The organism is Rathayibacter sp. PhB127 (genome assembly GCF_003751665.1).
GTDB lineage: Bacteria > Actinomycetota > Actinomycetes > Actinomycetales > Microbacteriaceae > Rathayibacter > Rathayibacter festucae.
This window is the reverse complement of record NZ_RKHW01000001.1, coordinates 1,175,121-1,195,624: the sequence shown is the minus strand read 5'-3', so window position 1 is coordinate 1,195,624 and position 20,504 is coordinate 1,175,121. Positions and strand designations below refer to the sequence as shown.

Sequence of the window (20,504 nt, the reverse complement as noted above, 5' to 3'; positions counted from 1 at the left end):
GAAAGAACTGCGATGACGCCTCCCTCTTCCTCCCGCTCCACCGGAGCCTCGCGCTCCACCAAGCCCTCCCGATTCGCCGGCTCCGGGCTCGTCGCGCTGGTCGCGACCGGGGCTCTGCTCTTCACGGCGACGCCGGCGTTCGCCGAGGAGGCGGTGCAGCAGCCGCTCTCCTCGTCCTCCGCCGACTCGGCGCCCGCACTCCAGACGAACGCCGACTCGCAGGCCCGCGCCGCCGGCGCGTACTACAACGCGCTGGAGGGCGGCGAGGAGCTCGCCCGCGGCGAGAGCATCGTCTCCGACAACCCCGGACCCGCCTACGAGTTCGTGATGCAGGCCGACGGCAACGCCGTCACCTACGGGCCCGACGGCCGCGTCGTCTACGCGACCGGCACCGCCGGGCGCGGCGACCACCTCGCGATGCAGACCGACGGCAACGTCGTGATCTACTCCGCCGACGACCGGCCCGTCTGGAGCACCGGCACGAACGACGAGCCCGGTGCGTACCTGATCATCCAGCAGGACGGCAACCTCGTCGTGTCCCGCGAGAACGGCTCCCCCGCCTGGGCGAGCAGCGTCAACGGGAGGATCGCCGAGCCCGCGACCGACACCCTCTTCACCGGCGAGACCCTCCGCGGCGGGCACCGGCTCACCTCGGCCGACGGCCGCTTCCGCGCCGAGATGCAGACCGACGGCAACTTCGTCGGCTACGGCCCGCAGGGCGTCGTCTGGACCACCGGCACGCGCGGCGCCGGCAATCGGCTCGTGCTGCAGACCGACGGCAACGCCGTGATCTACGGGCCGGACGGCTCGGTCCAGTGGTCCTCCGGCACCCGCGGCTCGGATCTGCGCCTCGGCATCAACAACGCCGGATCGCTGATCATCGTCGACCAGGTCGACACCGTGCTCTGGACCAGCCAGGCGCAACTGCCGGGCTCGAGCCTCTACGCCGAGAACGGGCTCGCGGCCGGCAGTCTCCTCCGCTCGGCGAACGGCGTCTACCGCGCCGTCATGCAGGGCGACGGCAACTTCGTCGTCTCCGGCCGCTCCGGCCCGATCTGGTCGACGGTCACATCGGGCGCCGGCAGCTCGTTCAACCTCTACGAGGACGGCTTCATGGCCGTCGTCCGCGGCGACGGCGCCGGGACCTCGACGGTGACCCCCCGCGCCGGCGCGGTCGCTCCGTTCCGCCTCGTCATGCAGGACGACGGCAATCTGGTCGAGTACGACGGCCGCAACCAGGCGGTGTGGGCGAGCCGCTGACCGCGGTCGACTCGACGCAGCTCTGATGGGGTCCCGCCCTGCGGCGGGCCCCTCCCGACGGCCCGGCTCGCGCCTCCCCTGCACGGGCCGGGCCGTCGGCGTCCCCGGGCGGCGTGACCCGCGGCCGAGGGCGGACCGCGACCTTCGGCGCGCGGTCGCCGGCGGAGCACGGTTCGTCGCTGCTCCCCCGCGCGTCGCATGATGGAGGGGTGAGCGACGCCGGCGACTTCATCCGCACGGCGCTGGAGTACGAGGGCGACGTCTGGCGCGCGCAGGACGTGCGCGAGCGACTCGGCGCGGGCCTCGATTCCACCGGCGCCTCCGTCGGCGCCGTGCGCGGGACCGTGCGGGACGCGCTGAAGAAGTTCCGCGGGCTCGGGCACGACGACGTCACCGCGCTGTCGTCGGAGCTGTGGGAGGCGCACGTCTTCGAGACGCGGCTCGCCGCGATCGTCCTGCTGCAGTCGCGGGCGGCGCTCCTGCGCGCCTCCGACCTGACCCGGCTCGAGGGATTCGTCCGAGATGCACGGGTCGAGGAGTTGACGGCGCCGCTGGCCCGCGACGTGATCCGTCCTCTGCTCGAGAGCAGCAGCGGATCCGCACGGGCTCGGGTCGACGGCGTGCTCAACCGATGGGCCGCCGAGGGCGGGACGCTCGCCGAGGCCGAGAGACGGGTCCGGCCGGCGCACTGATCCGGCCGGATCACCACTCGATCACGACCGCGCCTCGGCGGCGTGGCGCGGCGAGCGGCGTGGAAGCATTCGGGAGAACTGCCCACCGACTCCGCTCGAAGGACCCGCGATGACGCCTCTCCACCCCGCCCGCACCCTCGTCTCCGGGGCGGTGGTGCTCGTGACCGCGGGCGCCCTGCTGCTCGGCGCGACTCCTGCCCTCGCCGCCGGCCCCGGGCAGGTCCCGACCACGGTCGCCACCGCCGCGAACGTCTTCACCGACGCGCTGGTCAGCGGAGAGCAGCTCGCGCCCGGCGAGAGCATCGCCTCGGTCGGCGGCGGCTACCGCTTCGTGCTGCAGACCGACGGCAACGCCGTCACCTACGACGCGAGCGGCCGGGCCACCTTCAGCACCGGCACCGAGGGCCGCGGCGACCGCCTCGTCATGCAGGCCGACGGCAACCTCGTGATCTACGCCGCGGACGGCCGACCCGTCTGGTTCACCGGCACCGACGGCGAAGCGGGTGCCGCCGTGCGGATCCAGAGCGACGGCAACCTGGTCGTCAGCCGCGCGAACGGCAGCCCCGCGTGGGCGAGCAGCATCGGCACGACGATCGCAGCGCCGCCCACCGACTTCCTCTACCCCACCGAATCCCTCCGGCCGAACCAACGCCTCACGTCGGGCGACGGCCGCTTCACCGCGGTGATGCAGGGCGACGGCAACTTCGTCGGCTACGGTCCGAACGGAGTGACCTGGAGCACCGGCACCTCGGGCGCCGGGAACCGGCTCGTGCTGCAGGAGGACGGCAACGCCGTGATCTACGGTGCGGACGGCTCGGCGAAGTGGGCCACCGGCACCAGCGGCTCCGGAGTGCGGATGAACCTCGACAACACGGGCAGGCTCGTCCTGTACAGCATCGAGGACACCGTGATCTGGAGCAGCCGGATCGCCTTCCCGAGCAGCACCCTGTTCGCTCCGGCCGCACTGTACGCGGGCGAGGGCCTCCGGTCGGGCAACGGCGCCTACCGAGCGACGATGCAGGCCGACGGCAACTTCGTCGTCTCCGGCCGCACCGGTCCGATCTGGACCACCGGGACGTCCACGTCCGGCGACTTCCTCTCGATCGACGAGAACGGATACATGGCGGTCGCCGGCCAGGGCCGAGCGAGCTGGAGCGTTCTACCGCGCTACTTCGTCAATGCCGGCCCCGCTGTTCCGCCGTTCCGCCTGGTGATGCAGGACGACGGCAACCTGGTGCAGTACGACGGGCGCGGCCGCGCGAGCTGGTCCAGCCGCTGATCGCCGCGCTCCCGGGCTGAGCGGATCCCCGGGCCGTCCTCCGGTCCGGGGATCTGCCGCGTCGGGGGTCAGCGGGCGGTGCCCTCCGCGACCGTGATCCGCCGGTCGAAGGCGAGGGACGCGGGGACGCGGTGCGCGATCAGCACGACCGTGCGGCCCGAGGCGGCGTGCAGCAGGTCGGCGAGCAGGGCGTCGGCCACCGGCGCGTCCACCGAGGCGGTGGGCTCGTCGAGCACCAGCACGTCGAAGTCGGCGAGCAGGGCGCGGGCGAGCGCCAGCCGCTGCGCCTGACCGCCCGAGACGAGCGAGCCGCGCTCGCCGACCCGCGCGTCGAGACCGCCGCGCACCGCGGTCCAGGAGGCGAGGCCCACCCGCTCGAGAACGGTGGTCAGCACCGCGTCGTCGGCCTCGGGCCGGGCGAAGAGCAGGTTCTGCCGAATAGTGTCGTCGAAGAGGTAGGGCTGCTGCTCGACGAGGCCGACCAGCCGGCGCAGCTCGTTCTGGGGCAGCGTGCGCGCCTCCACCCCGCCGATCCGGTAGGAGCCGGTGTGGTCGAGGAACCGGACGAGCGCGTGCGCGAGGGTCGTCTTGCCCGAGCCGCTGCCACCGGTGACGAGGACCCGCTCGCCCGCGCGCAGCTCGAGCGAGACGTCGCGGAGCGCCGGCGTCGCGGCTCCGGGCCAGGAGATCGAGAGGTCGCGGAGGACGATGTCGCGGCCGAGCGGGACGGCGGCCGACGGATCGACGTCGGCGTCGGTCGCCAGCGCCGGCGACGCGGCCTGCGCGTCGAGGTCCGCGAGCCGCTGCGCGCTCGAGAGCGCGGAGCGCGCGCTCTGCACCGCCAGCGGAGCGGCGGCCGCGACCTCGAAGACGGCCAGCGGCACCAGGGCGAGCACCCCGAGCGCGGGGCCGCCCAGCTCGCCGACCGCCGGGATCCCGAGGGCCAGACCGGCCCAGACCGCGCCGCCGGAGCACAGCGCGAGAACGGCGGCGGCGAGCCCGGTCGACGCCGCGCGGCGACGAGCCGCCCGAGTCAGCGCCGCCTCCGCCTGCGCGACGTCGGCGATCGCGGCCTCGGCCGCGTCGAAGGCGATCAGCACGTCGAGCCGGGTGACCAGCAGGTTCAGGCGCTCGGCCAGCTCGCCGCGCAGCGGCGCCAGCTCGCGGTCGGCGCGCGCCGAGACCAGCCCCGAGCCGAGGGCTCCACCGAGGAAGGCGAGCACGAGCAGACCGAGCAGCACGGCGCCCATCGCGGGCAGCAGGAGCCAGACGCCCACCACCGCGGCGGCGGAGACGACGGCGGTGACGACCAGCGGCTGCACGATCCGCAGCGGCACGTCCTGCTGGGCGTCGACGTCGGCGACCACGCGCGAGACGAGATCGCCGCGGCGGACCCGCCCGAGCCCGTCGGGCGCCACGGGGACCAGCCGGTCGTAGACGCCCGCGCGCAGCTCGGCCAGCGCGCGGAACGCCGCGTCGTGCCCGGAGAGGCGCTCGAGGTAGCGGAAGAACGCCCGCGAGAGCGCGAAGGCACGCACGCCGACGACGGCCATCGAGAGGAACAGGATCGGCGGCTGCTCGGCCGCCCGCACGATCAGCCAGGCCGAGCAGGCGAGCAGGGCGACGACCGACGCGGACGACAGCAGCCCGAAGGAGAGTCCGGGGAGGAAGCGTCGCGGCGCCGGCATCGCCGCGCGCAGCACCTCGGCGCGGTTCACCGGAGCACCGCCTCGGCGGGGGCGAGTGCGAGCACCGCGTCGGCGGCGGCGATGGTCGCCGGGCGGTGCGTGGCGACGAGCACGATCACGCCCTCGTCGGCGAGAGAGCGGAGCCCGGCGAGCAGCGCGCGCTCCGACTCCTCGTCGAGCGCGGCGGTCGGCTCGTCGAGAGCCAGTACGGCGCAGCCGCGCTCGAGGACGCGGTGCACGGCCCGGGCCACGGCGACCCGCGCCGCCTGCCCGCCGGACAGTCCGGTGCCGTCCGCATCGATCCGCCGGCCAGGGTCGAGGTCGGCACCCGCGATCGCGAGCGCCCGGTCGATGCGCACCGGGTCGGGCGAGCGCGAGCCGAGCGCCACGTTCGAGCCGACGGTCCCGGGGAGCAGATCGGGCCGCTGCCCCGACCAGGCGAGCCAGTCGCGGCCGGTGGCGTCGTCGACCGCAGCCCCGCCCAGGACGCTCGCGCCGGTCGCCGGGGCGAAGCCGGCGAGAGCGGCGAGCAGCGTCGACTTGCCCGAGCCGCTCGGACCGGTCAGCGCGGTGATCGACCCGGGAGGCAGAACGGCGTCGACCGGCGCGAGGACCCGGCCCGCGCCGTCGTCGACCCCCAGGGCGCGGAGCTCGAGCGCTCCGGAGCGTCCCGGGGCCGCGGAGCGGGCGGGCACGGCGGAGGCGGCCTCGATGATCGCGAAGGCCTCGTCCGCCGCCTGCACGCCGTCCGCCGCCGCATGGAACTCGGCACCGACCTGCCGCACCGGCAGGAACACGTCCGGCGCCAGCACGAGCACGAAGAGCCCGATCGCGAGCCCGAGCGAGCCGTCGACCAGGCGCAGCCCGATCGACACCGCGACGAGCGCGACCGAGAGCGAGCCGGCCAGCTCGAGGACGAAGCTGCTGACGAAGGTCACCCGCAGCACCTTCATCGTGTGCACGCGGTAGTCCTCGGTCAGCGCGCGGATGCGTGTGCTCTGCCGCTCCGCCCGTCCGAAGATCTTCAGCGTGGCCAGTCCGCCGACCGTGTCGACGAAGCCGGAGGCCAGCGCCTGCAGGCGGCTCCACTGCCGCTTCTGCACCGCCTGCGTCGCCCAGCCGATCAGGATCATGAACACCGGGATCAGCGGCAGCGTCACCACGAGGAAGAGCGCGCTGAGCGGATCCGCGAGGAAGACCACGAGTGTCAGGATCGGCGTGGTGATCGCGGTCGCGATCAGCTGCGGCAGATAGCGGGCGAAGTAGCCGTCGAGCGCGTCGAGCCCGCCGCCGAGCAGGGCGACCACGCCGCCCGAACCACCCGTGCGGCCGGCCGGGCCGAGCGCGACGAGCGAGGCGAGGACCGCCGACCGCAGCTGCGCCTTCGCGTCGGTGCCGCCCCGCGCGGCGTTCACCTCGACGGCCCAGGCCAGCAGCGCGCGCACCGCCACGATCCCCAGCAGCGCCGCGAGTGACGGCGCCAGGTCGGCGGCGGAGCGCCCGTCGACCGCCCCGGCGGCGAGCTGCGCCACCAGCCACGCGAACGCGACCGCGGTCGCCGTGCGCGCCAGCGCGAGCGCCCCGCCGAGCACGAGGAACAGGCGTGCGGAGCGGGCGTAGCGGAGCAGTCGGGGGTCGAGGGGCTTCACGGTCGCGATCGGTCAGTGCGCGTCGACCGGGATGTGGCTCCGGGTGATGCGCTTGCGGAAGATCCAGTAGGTCCAGGCCTGGTAGCCCACGATGAGCGGGACGAAGACCAGCGCCGTCCAGCTCATCACCGTCAGGGTATAGGGCGTGCTCGAGGCGTTCTCGATGGTCAGGCTGTTCGCGACGTCGTTCGAGGCGGGCATCACCGCCGGGAAGAGCGTGGTGAACAGCGCGAGCACCGCGAGGCCGATCGTGCCGGCCAGCAGGGCGAAGGCGCGGCCCTCCCGCCCGCGCACGTTGGCGACCCAGGCGAGCACCAGGGCGGTCGCCGCGGCGATCGACAGCAGCCAGGACGGGCCGCTCCCCTGCGCCAGGTTCGTCCAGCCGAGGAACACCGCGGCGACCGCGATGGTCACCAGTCCCGCCCGCGTCGCCAGCCGCCGCGCCCGCTCGCGGATCTCGCCGTCGGTCTTCAGCGAGACGAAGACGACGCCGTGGGTGAAGAAGAGCAGGAGCGTCGTCGCGCCGCCGAGCAGCGCGTACGGGTTCAGCAGATCGAAGACCGTCCCGATGTAGTTGTGGTCGGCGTCCAGCGGGACGCCCTGCACGATGTTCGCGAACGCGACGCCCCAGAGGAACGCGGGCACGGCCGAGCCGACCACGATCATCGTGTCGAAGCGCTTCTTCCAGGCGGCCTCCGGGCGCTGGTGCCGGTACTCGAAGGAGACGCCGCGGGCGATCAGCGCCAGCAGGATCAGCAGCAGCGGCAGGTAGAAGCCGCTGAAGAGCGTCGCGTACCACTCGGGGAACGCGGCGAACATCGCCGCTCCCGCGACGATGACCCAGGTCTCGTTGAGGTCCCAGACCGGCCCGATCGTGTTGATCAGGACGCGGCGGTCGGTGTCGTCGCGGCCGAGGAACGGCAGCGACATCCCGACGCCGAAGTCGAAGCCGTCGAGGACGAAGTAGCCGATGAAGAAGACGGCGACGATCCAGAACCAGAGCGTGGCGAGATCGAGCGATCCGAGGTCCATGTGCGCAGTGCCCTTCTCAGTAGACGGTGCCGACGAGCTGCGGGCGACCGCTCTCCTCGTCGATCTCGGGGGCGTCGTCGGGGCCGGCCTGGGCCGCCCGCTTGATCAGCCGGAACTCGACGACCGCGAGGGTGCCGTAGATCGCGGTGAAGGCGATCAGCGAGATCAGCACCTCGAGGCCGCTGACTCCGGGCGAGACGCCGTCCGCGGTCTTCAGCAGGCCGAAGACGAGCCAGGGCTGGCGGCCCATCTCGGTGAAGACCCAGCCGACGATCATCGCCATCAGCGGCAGCGGTGCCGCCCAGATCGCGATCTTCCACATCCACTGCTTCGGCTGTCGGCCCTTGCGGGTGAACCAGAGGCCGGCGGCGGCGACGCAGATGGCGAGGATGCCGAGCGCCATCATCCAGCGGAACGACCAGTAGGTGACCCAGATGATCGGCGTGTAGTCGCCCGGTCCGTAGACCGCGCTGTACTGCGCCTGCAGGTCGTTGATGCCCTCGACGGTGCCGGTGAAGGTGTGCGTCGAGAGGAAGGAGAGCAGGTAGGGGATGCGGATCGAGAAGAGCTCGCTCGAGCCGTCGGGGGTGCCCCAGGTGAAGACCGAGAACGAGGCGTCGGCGCCGGTGGACGTCGTGTAGAGCGCCTCCGCGGCCGCCATCTTCATCGGCTGCGTGTCGACCATCGCGAGGCCGAGCGAGTCGCCGGTGAAGAGGGTGAGACCGCCGCTGATCAGCATCATCCAGGCGCCGAACTTCAGCGCCGGGCGCATCGTCTCGAGGTGCTGGTTCCGCGAGAGGTGGTAGGCGGCGACGCTGACGATCACCGCGGCCGAGACCATGAAGCAGGCGAAGATCGTGTGCGGGAACGCGGCGAGCGCGACCTTGTTGGTGAGCAGGGCCCAGATGTCGGTGAGCTCGGCGCGGCCCTTGGCCTCGTTGATCCGGAAGCCGACCGGGTTCTGCATGAAGGCGTTCGCGGCGATGATGAAGTAGGCCGAGAGCGTCGTGCCGAGTGTGGTGAGCCAGATCGTCGCGAGGTGCAGCTTCGCCGGGAGCTTGTCCCAGCCGAAGATCCAGAGGCCGATGAACGTCGCCTCGAGGAAGAACGCGAGCAGGCCCTCGAACGCGAGCGGGGCCCCGAAGACGTCGCCGACGAAGCGGGAGTAGTCGCTCCAGTTCATCCCGAACTGGAACTCCTGGACGATGCCGGTGACCACGCCCATCGCGAAGTTGATCAGGAAGATCTTCCCGAAGAACTTCGTCAGCTGCAGGTAGTGCACGCGGCCGGTGCGCACCCAGCAGGTCTGGAAGATCGCCACCGTGAGCGCCATGCCGATGGTGAGCGGCACGAAGAGGAAGTGGTAGATCGTCGTCAGGCCGAACTGCCAGCGCGACAGGAGGAGCGGGTCCAGGAGTTCGTTCACGGCTCCGAGCCTAGGTCGGCCGGAGGGGCGCGATGCCCTCGGATCCCAGTACTGGGGCGGATGTGCGCCTCCCGCGGGGCCCCCGGCGACACCCTTCCGGGGCGGTCCGAGCCGCCCGCCGACGGCCCGCGCGTCAGCGACGTCTCGACGTCGAGACAGAGCGTCTCCACATCGAGAGATCTTCGCCCGTGGGTCCGGTCGAGCAGCGCCCCCGGTCGTCGGAGGGTCGGCGACGGACCTCTCGACGGCGAGCGACCACGTGCGCCGACGCTTCCCGCTGTCGAGCTCGCATCTTCACAGGTCTTTCCCAGTCGCCCCGGCGTCCCGCGTCCGCTGTGAGAGATCGTGCGCCGTCACCGCGCGACGCTCGCGGCTCCCGCCCGGCCGCGCCCCCTACGATCGAGGGATGCCGAGCAAGGGGAGCTACGCCAAGGGCGTCGCGAAGCGCGAGGAGATTCTGCAGACCGCTCTCGAGGTGTTCTCGCGGCAGGGGTACCGCAAGGCCTCGCTGCGCGAGATCTCGGAGGAGGTCGGCCTGACGCAGGCGGGGCTGCTGCACTACTTCGACTCGAAGGAGGAGCTCTTCGCCGAGGTCCTCCGCAAGCGCGACGACACGGACCGCGCCGTCTACGACCTCGAGAAGAAGGGCGACCAGGCGATCGAGGAGGTCGTCAGGCTGATCCGTCACAACAGCGAGGTGCCCGGTCTCGTCCACCTCTACGCGACGCTCTCCGCCGACGCGACCGACGAGTCGCATCCCGCGCACGAGTTCTTCATCGAGCGCTACCGGACCGTCAACGAGGTCTTCGCCGCCCGGGTCCGCGAGGACCAGAGCGAGGGGCTCATCGCCGCCGACATCGACCCCGAGCTCGCGGCCAAGATGATCACCGCGCTCTCCGACGGCCTGCAGGTGCAGTGGCTGCTCGACGACCGGGTCGACATGGGCTCGATCGTCGAGACGTTCTGGTCGCTGCTCAAGCGGGTCCGCTGACATGCCGGAGCGCACGCAGCCGTGAACGACGCTCTGACCGGCATCCTCGCCTTCGTCGTGAGCGTGCCGCCCGTCTGGCGGACGCTGCTGGCCGGCCTCGCCGTCTTCTTCGAGACGACGATCCTCGCCGGGCTGATCGTGCCGGGCGACACCATCGTGATCGTCAGCGCGACCGGCGTGACGTCTCCCCTGCAGTTCGTCGCCCTCGCCGTCGCCGTGATCATCGGCGCGCTCTGCGGCGAGTCGGTCGGCTTCTACCTCGGCCGCTGGTTCGGACCGCGCATCCGCGGGTCGCGCCTCGGCCGCCGCCTCGGCGAGAAGAACTGGCTGCGGGCCGAGCGCTACCTCGCGCGCCGCGGCGGCATCGCCGTCTTCCTCTCGCGCTTCCTCCCGGTGCTGCACTCCCTCATCCCGCTCACCGTCGGGATGAGCGGCATGAGCTACCGGACCTTCATGGCCTGGACGACGCCCGCGTGCATCCTCTGGTCGTTCGCCTACGTCGGCGTCGGAGCCGCGGCGGCGGGCGGCTACCGCGAGCTGTCGGACAGCCTGCACTACGCGGGCTACCTCTTCGTCGGCGCGATCGTGGTCTTCGTGCTGGTCGTCATCGGCGTGAAGAAGCTCCTCTCACGCGCAGAGGCGCGTCACCTCGACGAGTGACGCGCCTCGGGGCGTGAGCGGGTCGGGTCAGCCGAGCAGGCCGGCCGAGGTGAGCCACTCGGTCGCGATGGCCGCGGCCGACTTCTGCTCGTTGACGCTCTCGGAGTTCAGCGCGACGAGGTCGTCGGCGGTCAGCTTCGCGCTGACGCCGTTGATGATCTCGGCGGCGTCGTCGTCGACCTTGTCGGAGACGATGGGCACCACGTTGTCCGCGACGAACAGGCCGTCGGGGTCGGCGAGGGGCAGCAGATCGTTCGACTCGATGTTCGGGTCGGCGGTGTAGATGTTCGCCATCTGGATCTGGTTGCTGGCCAGCGCGTCGACGGTCGTCGATCCGCCGCTGTCCTCGATCGCCTGGAACGTCGTGGTGATGCCGTACTTCGACTGCAGCGCGTCGGGTCCGTAGGGACGGGTCTGCAGCTCCGAGTTGCCGCCGAGCACGATCGGGTCGGTGACGTTCTTCAGCGAGGCGATGTCGGTCAGGTTCCACTTGTCGGCGAAGGCCTGGGTGACCGTGTAGGAGTTCTGGTCGCTCGCGTCCGCGGCGTCGAGCGCGCGCAGTCCGTCGGGCAGGGCGTCGGTGAGCGCCGAGTAGACGTCGTCGGCCGTGGTCGCGGTCGTGTCCGGCTCCAGCGCCTGCAGGAGGCTGCCGCCGTACTCGGGGAAGACGTCGATCGAGCCGCTCTCGATCTCGGGCAGGTAGATCTCGCGCTGACCGATGCGGAAGTCGCGCTGCACGGTCATCCCCCCGTCCTCGAGGGCCTGCGCGTAGATCTCGGCGATGATCTCGTTCGAGTAGTAGTCCTGCGAGCCGATGACGATGGTGTCGCCGCCGGCGGTCGCTCCCGATCCTTCGTCGAGCGGATCGCTGGACGAGCACCCTGCCAGCGCCACCACGGCGCCGACCGCGAGTGCGCTGAGAACGACACGGCCCTTCTTGGTTGCTGTGAACATCTCTTATTTCCCTTCGTCGATGGGGATTCCCACCACCGCGCGGCGTCGGAATGACGACGCGCGGAAACCTGTGCGCTCGGTCGAGGCGCGGCCGAGGCCGAGCACGACGCCGCGGGGCACGGCGATCCGCTGGAGGACCGCGAACAGCACCTCGCTGAGCAGCGTGAGCACGATCACGATGATCGAGCCCGCGAGCATCTGCGGGTAGTCGCCCGCCTTCACGCCCTGGAAGATGTAGCGGCCGAGACCGCCGGCGCCGATGTAGTCGGCGAGCGTCGCCGTGGCGATGATCTGCAGGGCCGCGACGCGCAGACCGCCGATCAGCAGCGGCAGGCCGAGCGGGATCTCGACCTTCGCCAGGATCTGCCACTCCGTCATGCCGACGGAGCGCGCGGCGTCGACGGTGCGGCGGTCGACCGCCTCGAGCCCGGAGTAGGCGCCCGCGAGGATCGACGGGATCGCCAGGATCACGAGTGCGATCAGCGGTGCGCCCAGGCCGAGGCCGAGACTCATCGCCGCGAGCACCAGCACGCCCAGGGTGGGCAGCGCGCGGAGGCCGCCGGCGACGGGCACGGCGATGCCCTTGCCCTTGCCGGTGTGGCCGATGAGGTAGCCGAGCGGGATGGCGATGGCCGCGGCGATCACCAGCACGACGAGGCTGATGCCGAGGTGCTGCGCGACGCGGGTCGGGATGCCGTAGATGCCCTCCCAGTGCGCCGGGTCGCCGATCCAGGCGAAGGCCTGGGCGATGAGGTTCATGCGGTCACCGCCTTCGCGCTCGCGGCGCTCCTGCGGCGGGAGCGGCTCCGGTCGAGGGTGGTCCACGGCATGAGCAGGCGCCCGAGCAGCACGAGGAGCCCGTCGAGGACGAGGGCCAGCACGATGGTCAGCACGATGCCGGTGATGATCTCGCCCTGGATGCCGCGCTGGAAGCCGTCCGTGAAGAGCAGGCCGAGGCTCTGGATGCCCAGCACCGCGCCGACCGTCACGAGGCTGACCGTGCTCACCGTGACCACGCGCAGGCCCGAGAGCAGGACGGGACCGGCGAGCGGGAACTCGACCTTCCAGAACCGCGCCCAGGCCGAGTAGCCCATCGCCGTCGCCGACTGGGTGACGTCCTCCGACACCGCCGAGAGCGCGTCGGAGGTGGTCCGCACCATCAGCGCGATGCCGTAGAGGGTGAGGCCGATGATGACGTTCGCGGTGGAGCGCAACGGGATGCCGAGCAGCGCGGGCAGCAGGATGAACATCGCCAGCGACGGGATGGCGTAGAGCACGCCGAGTCCGGTGAGCAGCGTGCCGCGGCTCCAGCGGTAGCGGTTGGCGACCCAGCCGAACGGCAGCGAGATCACGAAGCTGAGCAGGATCGGCGGGACCGAGAGCGCGAGGTGCGCCAGCAGGTTCGCGACGATCTGATCGGTGTTGTTGACGACCCAGTTCACGCGCCGACGCCGTCCTGCGCGCGCAGGACGCCGGTCGGCCGCCCGTCGCCGTCGACGACGATCCGGGCGCCGTCGCGCTCCTCGATCGACAGCGATCGCTTGCCGCGGTCGGCGCCGACGAAGCCGGCGACGAACTCGCTGGCGGGGTTCGCGAGGATCTCGGCGGGCGAGCCCTTCTGCGCGATCCGGCCGCCCTTCTCGAGGATGACGACCTGGTCGCCGAGCAGGAACGCCTCGTCGATGTCGTGCGTGACGAAGACGACCGTCTTGTCGAGCTCGCGCTGCAGGCGGAGCGTCTCGCGCTGGAGGTCGGCGCGCACGAGCGGGTCGACGGCGCCGAACGGCTCGTCCATCAGCAGGATGTTGGGGTCGACGGCGAGGCCGCGCGCGACGCCGACGCGCTGCTGCTGACCGCCGGAGAGCTGGCTCGGGTACCGGGTGGCGAGGGAGCGGTCGAGGCCGACGGTGTCCATCAGCTCGAGCGCGCGGTCGTGGGCGGGCTTCTTCGCGACGCCGTTCAGCCGAGGCACCGTGGCGATGTTGTCGATCACCCGGCGGTGCGGCAGGAGACCGGAGTTCTGCATCACGTAGCCGATGCGGCGGCGGAGCGAGACGGCCGGGAGCCTGGAGATGTCCTCGCCGTCGATCTCGATCGTGCCGCCGGTCGGCTCGATCATGCGGTTGATCATCCGCAGGATCGTCGTCTTGCCGCAGCCGGACGAGCCGACGAAGACGGTGGTCTGCCGGGAGGGCAGCACGAGCGAGAAGTCGTCCACCGCCCGCGTGCCGTCCGGATACTGCTTGCTCACTCCGCGGAATTCGATCACGGTCCTGCTCTTCCCTGTCCCGTGGTCCCGGTCAGAACCTGGCGATCAGCAAAACATCATTCGGAGACGCGTGCCAACCCGGATGGCGCAGTGTTGCACCCGAGCGTGGAAAGAGCTAGGCCGCCGGCGGCCGTCGCGGTCAGGCCTCGATCGGCCCGTAGTGCATCGAGAGGTAGTTGCGCAGCAGCACCCGGGCCTCGTCGATGAAGCGCTGGTCGCCGGCCGGGTCGATGAGGAAGGCGCGGGTGAGCATCGCGTCCGCGACCTCGATCACGACCTCGAGGCGGAACGACAGCTGGGCACCGCCGGGCAGGCCGTACTCGGAGGCGAGGATCTCGGCGAAGCGGCGGGCGAAGAAGCCCGCCTCGAACGCCTCCCCCGCGACCTCGGGCGCGTGGATCGTGTCGACGAAGCGGATCGAGCGGAAGCCGGCCTCGGTGCGGTGCATCTCGCAGAACGCGTCGACCGCGCAGTCGACGGCGCCCCACCAGTCCGCCGGGTGCTTCTCGCGGATGTCGGTGATGACCTTCTTGCGGAAGCGCTCGAGCGCGCGCTCGCGCAGGGCCTGGAGCACGGCGATGCGGTCGGGGAAGTAGCGGTAGACGGTGCCGATCGCGGCGCCCGCGCGCTCGGCCACCATCGCGGTGGTCAGGCGGTCGAAGCCGACCTCGTCGACCACGGCCGCGGCGGCGTCGAGGAGGGAGGCCAGCCGGGCCGCGCTGCGGACCTGGACCGGCTCGTTGCGGACCTGAGGCGACTCTCCGAAAGGTCGATCGACGAGGTTTCCAAGCGGCACGGCGAAGCTCCTTCGGTATCGGTTTCTACAATCGTACGCACGCGGACGTGCCGTTCGCGTCGAATCACCGAATGTCTCTCGCTTTCTTCGCCCCGCGTAGGGTGGGCGCGCAGCGGCACCCCAGGAGGACCCATGTGCGGACGCTTCGTCCTCTCGCAGACCAGCGCCGACCTGGTCGCGCTCTTCGACATCGACGAGCCCGGCGCGGATCTTCCGGGCCCGTCCTGGAACATCGCGCCGACGCAGCGGATCGCCGTCGTCGCGGAGTCGATGAAGGGCGTGGAGGAGGGCGAGCCGCCGCGCCGCCGCCTGGCCGGCGCGCGCTGGGGCCTGGTGCCGCGCTCCGCCGCGGATCCGTCCGGTGCGCCGCTCTTCAACGCGCGGATCGAGTCGGTCGCCGAGAAGCCCTCCTTCCGGGAGTCCTTCGCGGCGCGACGGGCGATCGTGCCGGCCTCCGGCTGGTACGAGTGGCGGGTCGGCGCCGACGGCGTGAAGGCACCTGTCTTCGTGTCGCCGGGCGGTGGCGCGCTCGTGCTGTTCGCCGGGCTGTACGAGTGGTGGCGCTCGGCGGAGCCCGGGGCGCCGTGGCTGCTGTCGGCGACGATCCTGACGCGCCCCTCCGCGGGAGCGGTGGCCGAGGTGCACGAGCGGATGCCCGTGCTGCTGCAGCCGGAGTTGATCGAGGACTGGCTCGACCCGCTCACCGCGGGCGAGGGCTCGCTGCTGCGCGCGGCGTCGGACGGCGCGGCCGAGCTGGCCGAGGAGCTCGACGTGCACCGCGTCGGCGCCGCGGTCGGCACGGTGGGCAGCAACGGGCCGGATCTGATCGAGCCCGTCGAGGACTGAGCCGGACCGGCGTCCCTCCACCGGTGCAGCGCGGCGCCCGCCGGACGGGGGCGACCGGCTCCCGGGGCCGTCTGGCACACTGGGCGGATGCCGCTGACGCCTGAGAGCAAACCGATGAGCGCCGGGGCGGCCGAGGTCCTGCACCGCGCCGCACGCATCGAGGACCGGATCCACGCGCTGCGCATGCGCCGGGTGACGCGCAAGGGCTACGTGCCGCGGATCATCCCCTACACCGGCTACGGCACCACCGAGCAGCTCCGCGTGCTCGCGCGCGTCCTCTACACCCGGCCGACCCCGCCCGGGGCGGAGGAGGTCCAGCCCGTGGAGAGCGTCCGCGGCTGGCGCAGCTTCACGAGCCTCTACATCAGCGGCGCGGTCGTCTCGGTCTCGGTCGACGGGCAGAGCCACCGGATGGTCGCGGATCGCGGCGGTGTCATCGACACCGACATCCCGATCACGCTCGAGCCGGGCTGGCACCGCATCACCCTCACTGTCGAGGGCGGCGCGCCGGTCGAGGCCCCCGTCTTCATCGTGCGGCCGGAGGCGAGGATCGGCGTCGTGTCCGACGTCGACGACACGGTCATGGTCACGGCGCTCCCCCGGCCCTTCGTCGCCGCCTGGAACACGTTCGTGCTCGACGAGCACGCGCGGATGCCCACGCCGGGGATGGCCGTCTTCCTCGACCGCTTCTCCCGCCAGAACCAGGGCTCGCCCGTCATCTACCTCTCCACCGGCGCCTGGAACGTGGCGCCGGCGCTGACGCGGTTCCTGTCGCGGCACCTCTACCCGGCGGGGGCGCTGCTCCTGACCGACTGGGGGCCGACGCACGACCGCTGGTTCCGCAGCGGCAAGCAGCACAAGGAGGAGAACCTCCGCCGCCTCGCCGCGGAGTTCCCGGACGTCCGCTGGCTGCTGGTCGGCGACGACGGGCAGCACGACGAGGAGATCTACTCCGACTTCGCGCACGAGCACCCCGAGAAGGTCGCGGCGATCGCGATCCGCCAGCTCTCCAACGGCGAGGCGGTGCTCGCGGGCGGTCGCTCGAAGGCGGCCGACCTCTCGGAGACGAGCGGCACCCCGTGGGTCTACGCCCCGGACGGCGCCGGCATCTCCGAGCAGCTGACCGAGCTCGGCATCCTCTAGCCCGGTGCGGCACGGCCGTGCCGACGCGCGGGTCTCGGGCATGCAGAGCCGGCCTCGGCACGCGGAGACCGTGCGGAACGACGAGCCGGACGTGGAATCGCGAGCCGCGACTCCCGCAGCCCGAGCTTCGGCTCGCGAAACTTGCCTGGGCACGCGAAAACCGCGCAGAACGACGAGCCGGAGCTGATTCCGCGAGCCGAAGCTGCTCGACGGCGAAGTCCGGCTCGCAGAATCCACCTCGGCACGCGGGAACCGTGAGGAACCGCGAGCCAGAGGTCGAATCACGAGCCGAAGATCCTCCCGCCGGACCTCCGGCTCGCCGAACATTCCTCGGCACCCGGAAACCCCGCCAGACCACGAGCCGTACGCGTAATCGCGAGCCGAAGGCCTCGCCGCCCAAGCTCCGGCTCGCGAGAACCGCCCAGGCACGCGGAAACTGCGTAGAACGACAAGCCGAAGAGCATTTCGCGAGCCGACCGTCGAATCGCAAACCGGAGGGCTTCCCACCCGAGGTTCGGCTCGCGAAAACCGCCCCGGCACGCGGAAACCCCGCAGAACCACGAGCCGGAGCTCGAATCACGAGCCGAAGCTCATCGCGCCTGACGTGTTCGGCTCGCGGAAACGTCCTCAGCACGCGGAAACCGCGCAGAACGACGAGCCGGAGATGATTTCGCGTGCCGAAGGTCCTCCCGCCGGAGGTTCGGCTCGCGGAAACCGCCTCGGCACGGGGAACGGGGCGGAATCACGAGCCGGAGGTTCTCCCGCCAGAGGTTCGGCTCGCGGAAACCGTCGCGGCACGCGGAAACGGGGCGGAATCGCGAGCCGGAGGGCGAATCACGAGCCGGAGATCCTCCCGCCGGAGGTTCGGCTCGCGGAGACCGCCTCGGCACGCGGGAACCGGCAGGAATCGCGAGCATGAGGTGGTTTCGCGAGCCGGAGGTGCCGGGGTGGCGGAGGGGTGGAGTGGCGGAGGGGTGGCCTGGAACGACGGAGGCCGCCCGCTCCCCGGGTGGGGAGGGGCGGCCTCGGTCGTGGGGGGACGGACTACGCCTGGTGCGCGGCCTGGAGGTCGAGCGTGATGGTGACCTTCTCGCCGATGAGCACGCCACCGGTCTCGAGGGCGGCGTTGTAGGTGAGACCGAAGTCGGTGCGGTCGATGGTCGCCTTGGCGGTCAGACCGGCCTTGTAGTTGCCGTAGGGGTCGGAGCCGAAGCCGCCGAACTCGACCTCGAAGGTCACGGGCTTGGTGACGTCCTTGATGGTGAGCTCGCCGTCGACGAGGAAGTCGTCGCCGTTCGCGCGGACCGCGGTCGACACGAAGTGGATCGAGGGGTACTTCTCGGCCTCGAAGAAGTCGCCGGTGCGGAGGTGTCCGTCGCGGTTGGGCTCGTTGGTGTTGATGGAGGCGACCTCGGCGGTGGCCTCGACCTTGGAGTCGAGCGGGTTCTCACCGGTGGTGAAGGTGGCGGTGAAGCGCTCGAACTTGCCCTTGACCTTGCTGATCATCAGGTGGCGGACGCTGAAGCCGACCTCGCTGTGCGTGGGGTCGATGACCCAGGTGCCGGCGCGGTATCCGGGGATGGTGGTGGTGTCGCTCATGGTTTCTCCTCGAGAGTGTGAATCGCGCGGGAAGCTCGTCCCCGTCCGATGTATGCAAGCGCATCGACGGATCGAGTATTCCATGTAGCGACAACCTTTTTCGACACGGGACCCCTGTCCGACGACTGACGGACACTTCCACGCCGCCTTCGACCCTCGAAAGGGGCACAGGCGGTCGCCACGGCCCGGGTGAGTCCGCGCGGAGCACGACGAAGACTGAGGACGGCCCCGCAGCATCCGCGCGATCCCCGGCCAGAGCCGGCGCCCCTTGGGAGGCGCCCTTCGACAGGAGACACCGATGACCGACGCCCCCACCCCCGCCGACGCCCTCCGCCGCCGCACCGTGCTGGCCGGCGCCTGGGCCGCTCCCGTGGTCGGAGCCGCCCTCGCCTCCCCCGGCGCCGCGGCCTCGACCACCGAGATCACCGGGACGATCGTCTTCAACCCCCGCCAGTACCGCGGGACCCGCGTCGGCGACCGGGTCGAGTTCCCGCCGCTGACCGGCACCGTCACCATCTCGCGCGGTCCGATGCCCTCGAAGGCCTTCGTGAACTTCTCGGAGCCGAACGAGCGCGTCGACCTCCGCCGCGACGCGGGCCGGTTCACCCCGGTCGATCCGGTGACCGGCCGCTTCTCCTTCGACGGCATCTACAACGCGATCGTCGACGGCGAGAACCCGTTCGGCTTCGCCTACGCCGGCATCGCGGAGGAGGACGCCGACGGCGCGATCTTCGGCTACGACGTCGCCGAGCTGGACGGCTGAGCCGTCCGGGGCGGCCGACCTGTCAGCGCGCGGCCGTCGGCTCCGCGTCGCGCACCGGGTTGCGAATGCCGAGCAGCGAGACCAGCCCGCCGAGGAAGAGCAGCACGGCGGTCGCGATCGCCGCGCGGCGGAAGCCCTCGGCGTCGAGCGTGTCGCCGACGATCAGGGAGGTGGCGGCGATCGCGACCAGCCCGGCGATCCGCGAGACCGCGTTGTTGATCGCGGAGCCGACTCCGCTGTGCCGGCTGTCGACCGCGCCGAGGATGGTGGAGGTCAGCGGGGCGACGGTGATCGCGAGGCCGAGGCCGAAGAGCAGGATGCCGGGCAGCAGCTGCGTCACGTAGTCGGCGGGCGGCCGCACACCGGCCAGCAGCAGGAAGCCGACGCCGGCGACCAGCGGGCCGACGCCCATGAAGAGCCGCGGCCCGAACCGCGCTGTCAGCGCGCCGGCGACCTGCGAGAGCAGCAGGAGCAGGATCGTCGGCGGGAGCGTGGCGAGGCCGGCGAGCGTGGCCGAGAAGCCGAGCCCCTGCTGCAGGTAGAGACCCAGGGCGAAGAAGCCGAACGAGAGCGCCCCGTAGATGAAGGCCGTCGACACGTTGCCGACCGTGAAGTTGCGCGAGGCGAACAGCGAGAGCGGCAGCATCGGGTTCGGCGTCCGCCGCTCCCAGAGCACGAAGGCGACCAGGGCGGCCAGACCGCCGATCAGGGCGACGAGCACCAGCGGGTTCCCGAAGCCGAGCCGCTCCTGCTCGATCAGCGCGAAGACCGGGCCGCCGAGGCCGATCACGCCGAGCACCGCGCCGACGCCGTCGATCGGCACCCGGGTGCCGGAGTCGACGTGGCCGAGCCGGCGCAGCAGCAGCAGCGTCACCGCGATCGGGAGGAGGTTGAGCGCGAAGACGTAGCGCCAGGAGCCGGCGTCCACGAGCAGCCCGCCGATCACCGGGCCCGCGATCGTCGCCGTGCCCGTCCACGCGGTCCACGCGCCGATGGTCTTCGCCTGCGCGGCGCCGTGGACCGTCGCGATGATCAGCGCGAGCGAGCTGGGCACGAGGATCGCCCCGGCGGCGCCCTGGAGCATCCGGGCGACGATCAGCACCTCCGCCGTCGGCGCGAGCGCGCAGAGCAGCGAGGTGACGCCGAAGCCGATCAGACCGATCGTCATGCTGCGGGCACGCCCGATCCGGTCGGCCAGCGAGCCGGCGACCAGGATCAGCGCGCCGAGGGTGATCAGGTAGCCGTCCACCACCCACTGCTGCACGGCGAGCCCGCCGCCGAGCTCGCGGGTGATCGCGGGCAGTGCCACGTTGACGACGGTGCCGTCGAGGAACGCCACGAAGGAGGCGAGGATCGCGACCACGAGGACCGCGCGCGGGCGGCTCGTCGCGGTGCCTTCGGAGGTGCTCATCGCTGCTGCCGGCTCATCCGCTCACCGTACTCCGAGCCGACGCGGC

The 20,504-nt window shown here is 71.8% G+C and carries 19 protein-coding genes; 8 read left to right on the top strand and 11 right to left on the bottom strand.

Annotated features, from left to right (window positions below):
* Window positions 1-12: 12 nt before the first annotated feature.
* The 3 genes from EDF22_RS05745 (at window position 13) to EDF22_RS05735 (ending at window position 3,231) form a co-directional block, all read left to right on the top strand.
* Window positions 13-1,260, top strand: coding sequence for a hypothetical protein (locus EDF22_RS05745; RefSeq protein ID WP_123703067.1), 1,248 nt, complete (start codon window positions 13-15; stop codon window positions 1,258-1,260).
* Between the two features lie 209 nt (window positions 1,261-1,469).
* Window positions 1,470-1,952 carry a DNA alkylation repair protein gene (locus EDF22_RS05740; RefSeq protein WP_123703065.1) on the top strand — a complete coding sequence of 161 codons (483 nt, stop codon included), beginning with the start codon at window positions 1,470-1,472 and terminating at the stop codon, window positions 1,950-1,952.
* Window positions 1,953-2,061: 109 nt separating this feature from the next.
* Window positions 2,062-3,231, top strand: a complete 1,170-nt coding sequence (locus EDF22_RS05735; RefSeq protein ID WP_123703063.1) for a hypothetical protein — start codon at window positions 2,062-2,064, stop codon at window positions 3,229-3,231.
* A 68-nt stretch (window positions 3,232-3,299) separates the two neighbouring features.
* Here EDF22_RS05735 and cydC read toward each other — a convergent pair whose 3' ends face one another.
* From cydC to EDF22_RS05715, 4 genes are read right to left on the bottom strand one after another with little or no spacing between them, the layout of a single operon-like run.
* Window positions 3,300-4,949 (bottom strand): thiol reductant ABC exporter subunit CydC, encoded by a 1,650-nt coding sequence (cydC, locus tag EDF22_RS05730; RefSeq protein WP_260303311.1) that lies wholly within the window; start codon window positions 4,947-4,949, stop codon window positions 3,300-3,302.
* Window positions 4,946-6,568: a thiol reductant ABC exporter subunit CydD gene (cydD, locus tag EDF22_RS05725; RefSeq protein ID WP_123703061.1), complete on the bottom strand. Its 1,623-nt coding sequence runs from the start codon at window positions 6,566-6,568 to the stop codon at window positions 4,946-4,948. Before cydD ends, cydC begins: the two co-directional genes overlap by 4 nt.
* Before the next feature lie 12 nt (window positions 6,569-6,580).
* Window positions 6,581-7,600 carry a cytochrome d ubiquinol oxidase subunit II gene (cydB, locus tag EDF22_RS05720; protein ID WP_123703059.1) on the bottom strand — a complete coding sequence of 340 codons (1,020 nt, stop codon included), beginning with the start codon at window positions 7,598-7,600 and terminating at the stop codon, window positions 6,581-6,583.
* A 16-nt stretch (window positions 7,601-7,616) separates the two neighbouring features.
* Window positions 7,617-9,026, bottom strand: a complete 1,410-nt coding sequence (locus EDF22_RS05715; protein ID WP_123703057.1) for a cytochrome ubiquinol oxidase subunit I — start codon at window positions 9,024-9,026, stop codon at window positions 7,617-7,619.
* 406 nt (window positions 9,027-9,432) lie between these two features.
* Here EDF22_RS05715 and EDF22_RS05710 point away from each other — a divergent pair, with 406 nt between their 5' ends.
* Together EDF22_RS05710 and EDF22_RS05705 are read left to right on the top strand one after the other, a co-directional pair.
* Window positions 9,433-10,017, top strand: a complete 585-nt coding sequence (locus EDF22_RS05710; RefSeq protein ID WP_123703055.1) for a TetR/AcrR family transcriptional regulator — start codon at window positions 9,433-9,435, stop codon at window positions 10,015-10,017.
* 21 nt (window positions 10,018-10,038) lie between these two features.
* Window positions 10,039-10,677, top strand: coding sequence for a DedA family protein (locus EDF22_RS05705; protein ID WP_123703053.1), 639 nt, complete (start codon window positions 10,039-10,041; stop codon window positions 10,675-10,677).
* A gap of 27 nt (window positions 10,678-10,704) precedes the next feature.
* Here EDF22_RS05705 and EDF22_RS05700 read toward each other — a convergent pair whose 3' ends face one another.
* The 5 genes from EDF22_RS05700 to EDF22_RS05680 form a co-directional block, all read right to left on the bottom strand.
* A complete protein-coding gene (locus EDF22_RS05700; protein ID WP_123703051.1) occupies window positions 10,705-11,631 on the bottom strand; it encodes an ABC transporter substrate-binding protein in 927 nt (308 codons plus the stop codon).
* Between the two features lie 3 nt (window positions 11,632-11,634).
* The gene (locus tag EDF22_RS05695; protein ID WP_123703049.1) at window positions 11,635-12,390 is read right to left on the bottom strand and encodes an ABC transporter permease; all 756 of its coding nucleotides are present in this window, start codon (window positions 12,388-12,390) and stop codon (window positions 11,635-11,637) included.
* Window positions 12,387-13,073 (bottom strand): ABC transporter permease, encoded by a 687-nt coding sequence (locus tag EDF22_RS05690; RefSeq protein WP_123703047.1) that lies wholly within the window; start codon window positions 13,071-13,073, stop codon window positions 12,387-12,389. The genes EDF22_RS05695 and EDF22_RS05690 overlap by 4 nt, the downstream gene beginning before the upstream one ends.
* Window positions 13,070-13,900 carry an ABC transporter ATP-binding protein gene (locus tag EDF22_RS05685; RefSeq protein WP_123445589.1) on the bottom strand — a complete coding sequence of 277 codons (831 nt, stop codon included), beginning with the start codon at window positions 13,898-13,900 and terminating at the stop codon, window positions 13,070-13,072. Before EDF22_RS05685 ends, EDF22_RS05690 begins: the two co-directional genes overlap by 4 nt.
* Window positions 13,901-14,039: 139 nt before the next feature.
* Entirely contained in the window at window positions 14,040-14,696 is a 657-nt protein-coding gene (locus EDF22_RS05680; protein ID WP_123445588.1) for a TetR family transcriptional regulator, read from the bottom strand.
* 132 nt (window positions 14,697-14,828) lie between these two features.
* On the opposite strand from EDF22_RS05680, the gene EDF22_RS05675 reads away from it, so the two are divergent.
* A complete protein-coding gene (locus tag EDF22_RS05675; protein WP_123703045.1) occupies window positions 14,829-15,542 on the top strand; it encodes an SOS response-associated peptidase in 714 nt (237 codons plus the stop codon).
* A gap of 87 nt (window positions 15,543-15,629) precedes the next feature.
* Window positions 15,630-16,685, top strand: coding sequence for an App1 family protein (locus EDF22_RS05670; RefSeq protein ID WP_123703043.1), 1,056 nt, complete (start codon window positions 15,630-15,632; stop codon window positions 16,683-16,685).
* Window positions 16,686-17,729: 1,044 nt separating this feature from the next.
* Here the strand turns inward: EDF22_RS05670 and EDF22_RS05665 are convergent.
* Window positions 17,730-18,284, bottom strand: a complete 555-nt coding sequence (locus tag EDF22_RS05665) for a YceI family protein (RefSeq protein WP_123445585.1) — start codon at window positions 18,282-18,284, stop codon at window positions 17,730-17,732.
* Between the two features lie 298 nt (window positions 18,285-18,582).
* Here EDF22_RS05665 and EDF22_RS05660 point away from each other — a divergent pair, with 298 nt between their 5' ends.
* On the top strand, window positions 18,583-19,047 hold the full coding sequence (locus EDF22_RS05660; protein ID WP_123703041.1) for a hypothetical protein: 465 nt from the start codon (window positions 18,583-18,585) through the stop codon (window positions 19,045-19,047).
* A 22-nt stretch (window positions 19,048-19,069) separates the two neighbouring features.
* On the opposite strand, the gene EDF22_RS05655 is transcribed toward EDF22_RS05660, so the two are convergent.
* Window positions 19,070-20,458, bottom strand: coding sequence for a DHA2 family efflux MFS transporter permease subunit (locus EDF22_RS05655; protein WP_123703039.1), 1,389 nt, complete (start codon window positions 20,456-20,458; stop codon window positions 19,070-19,072).
* Window positions 20,459-20,504 lie beyond the last annotated feature (46 nt).

Bases quoted from the DNA above. Each gene is read 5' to 3' on its own strand.
- EDF22_RS05745 (WP_123703067.1), top strand. From the start codon at position 13: ATGACGCCTCCCTCTTCCTCCCGCTCCACCGGAGCCTCGCGCTCCACC.
- EDF22_RS05735 (WP_123703063.1), top strand. From the start codon at position 2,062: ATGACGCCTCTCCACCCCGCCCGCACCCTCGTCTCCGGGGCGGTGGTG.
- cydB (WP_123703059.1), bottom strand. From the start codon at position 7,600: ATGGACCTCGGATCGCTCGATCTCGCCACGCTCTGGTTCTGGATCGTC.
- EDF22_RS05710 (WP_123703055.1), top strand. From the start codon at position 9,433: ATGCCGAGCAAGGGGAGCTACGCCAAGGGCGTCGCGAAGCGCGAGGAG.
- EDF22_RS05700 (WP_123703051.1), bottom strand. From the start codon at position 11,631: ATGTTCACAGCAACCAAGAAGGGCCGTGTCGTTCTCAGCGCACTCGCG.
- EDF22_RS05695 (WP_123703049.1), bottom strand. From the start codon at position 12,390: ATGAACCTCATCGCCCAGGCCTTCGCCTGGATCGGCGACCCGGCGCAC.
- EDF22_RS05675 (WP_123703045.1), top strand. From the start codon at position 14,829: ATGTGCGGACGCTTCGTCCTCTCGCAGACCAGCGCCGACCTGGTCGCG.
- EDF22_RS05670 (WP_123703043.1), top strand. From the start codon at position 15,630: ATGCCGCTGACGCCTGAGAGCAAACCGATGAGCGCCGGGGCGGCCGAG.
- EDF22_RS05665 (WP_123445585.1), bottom strand. From the start codon at position 18,284: ATGAGCGACACCACCACCATCCCCGGATACCGCGCCGGCACCTGGGTC.
- EDF22_RS05660 (WP_123703041.1), top strand. From the start codon at position 18,583: ATGACCGACGCCCCCACCCCCGCCGACGCCCTCCGCCGCCGCACCGTG.
- EDF22_RS05655 (WP_123703039.1), bottom strand. From the start codon at position 20,458: ATGAGCACCTCCGAAGGCACCGCGACGAGCCGCCCGCGCGCGGTCCTC.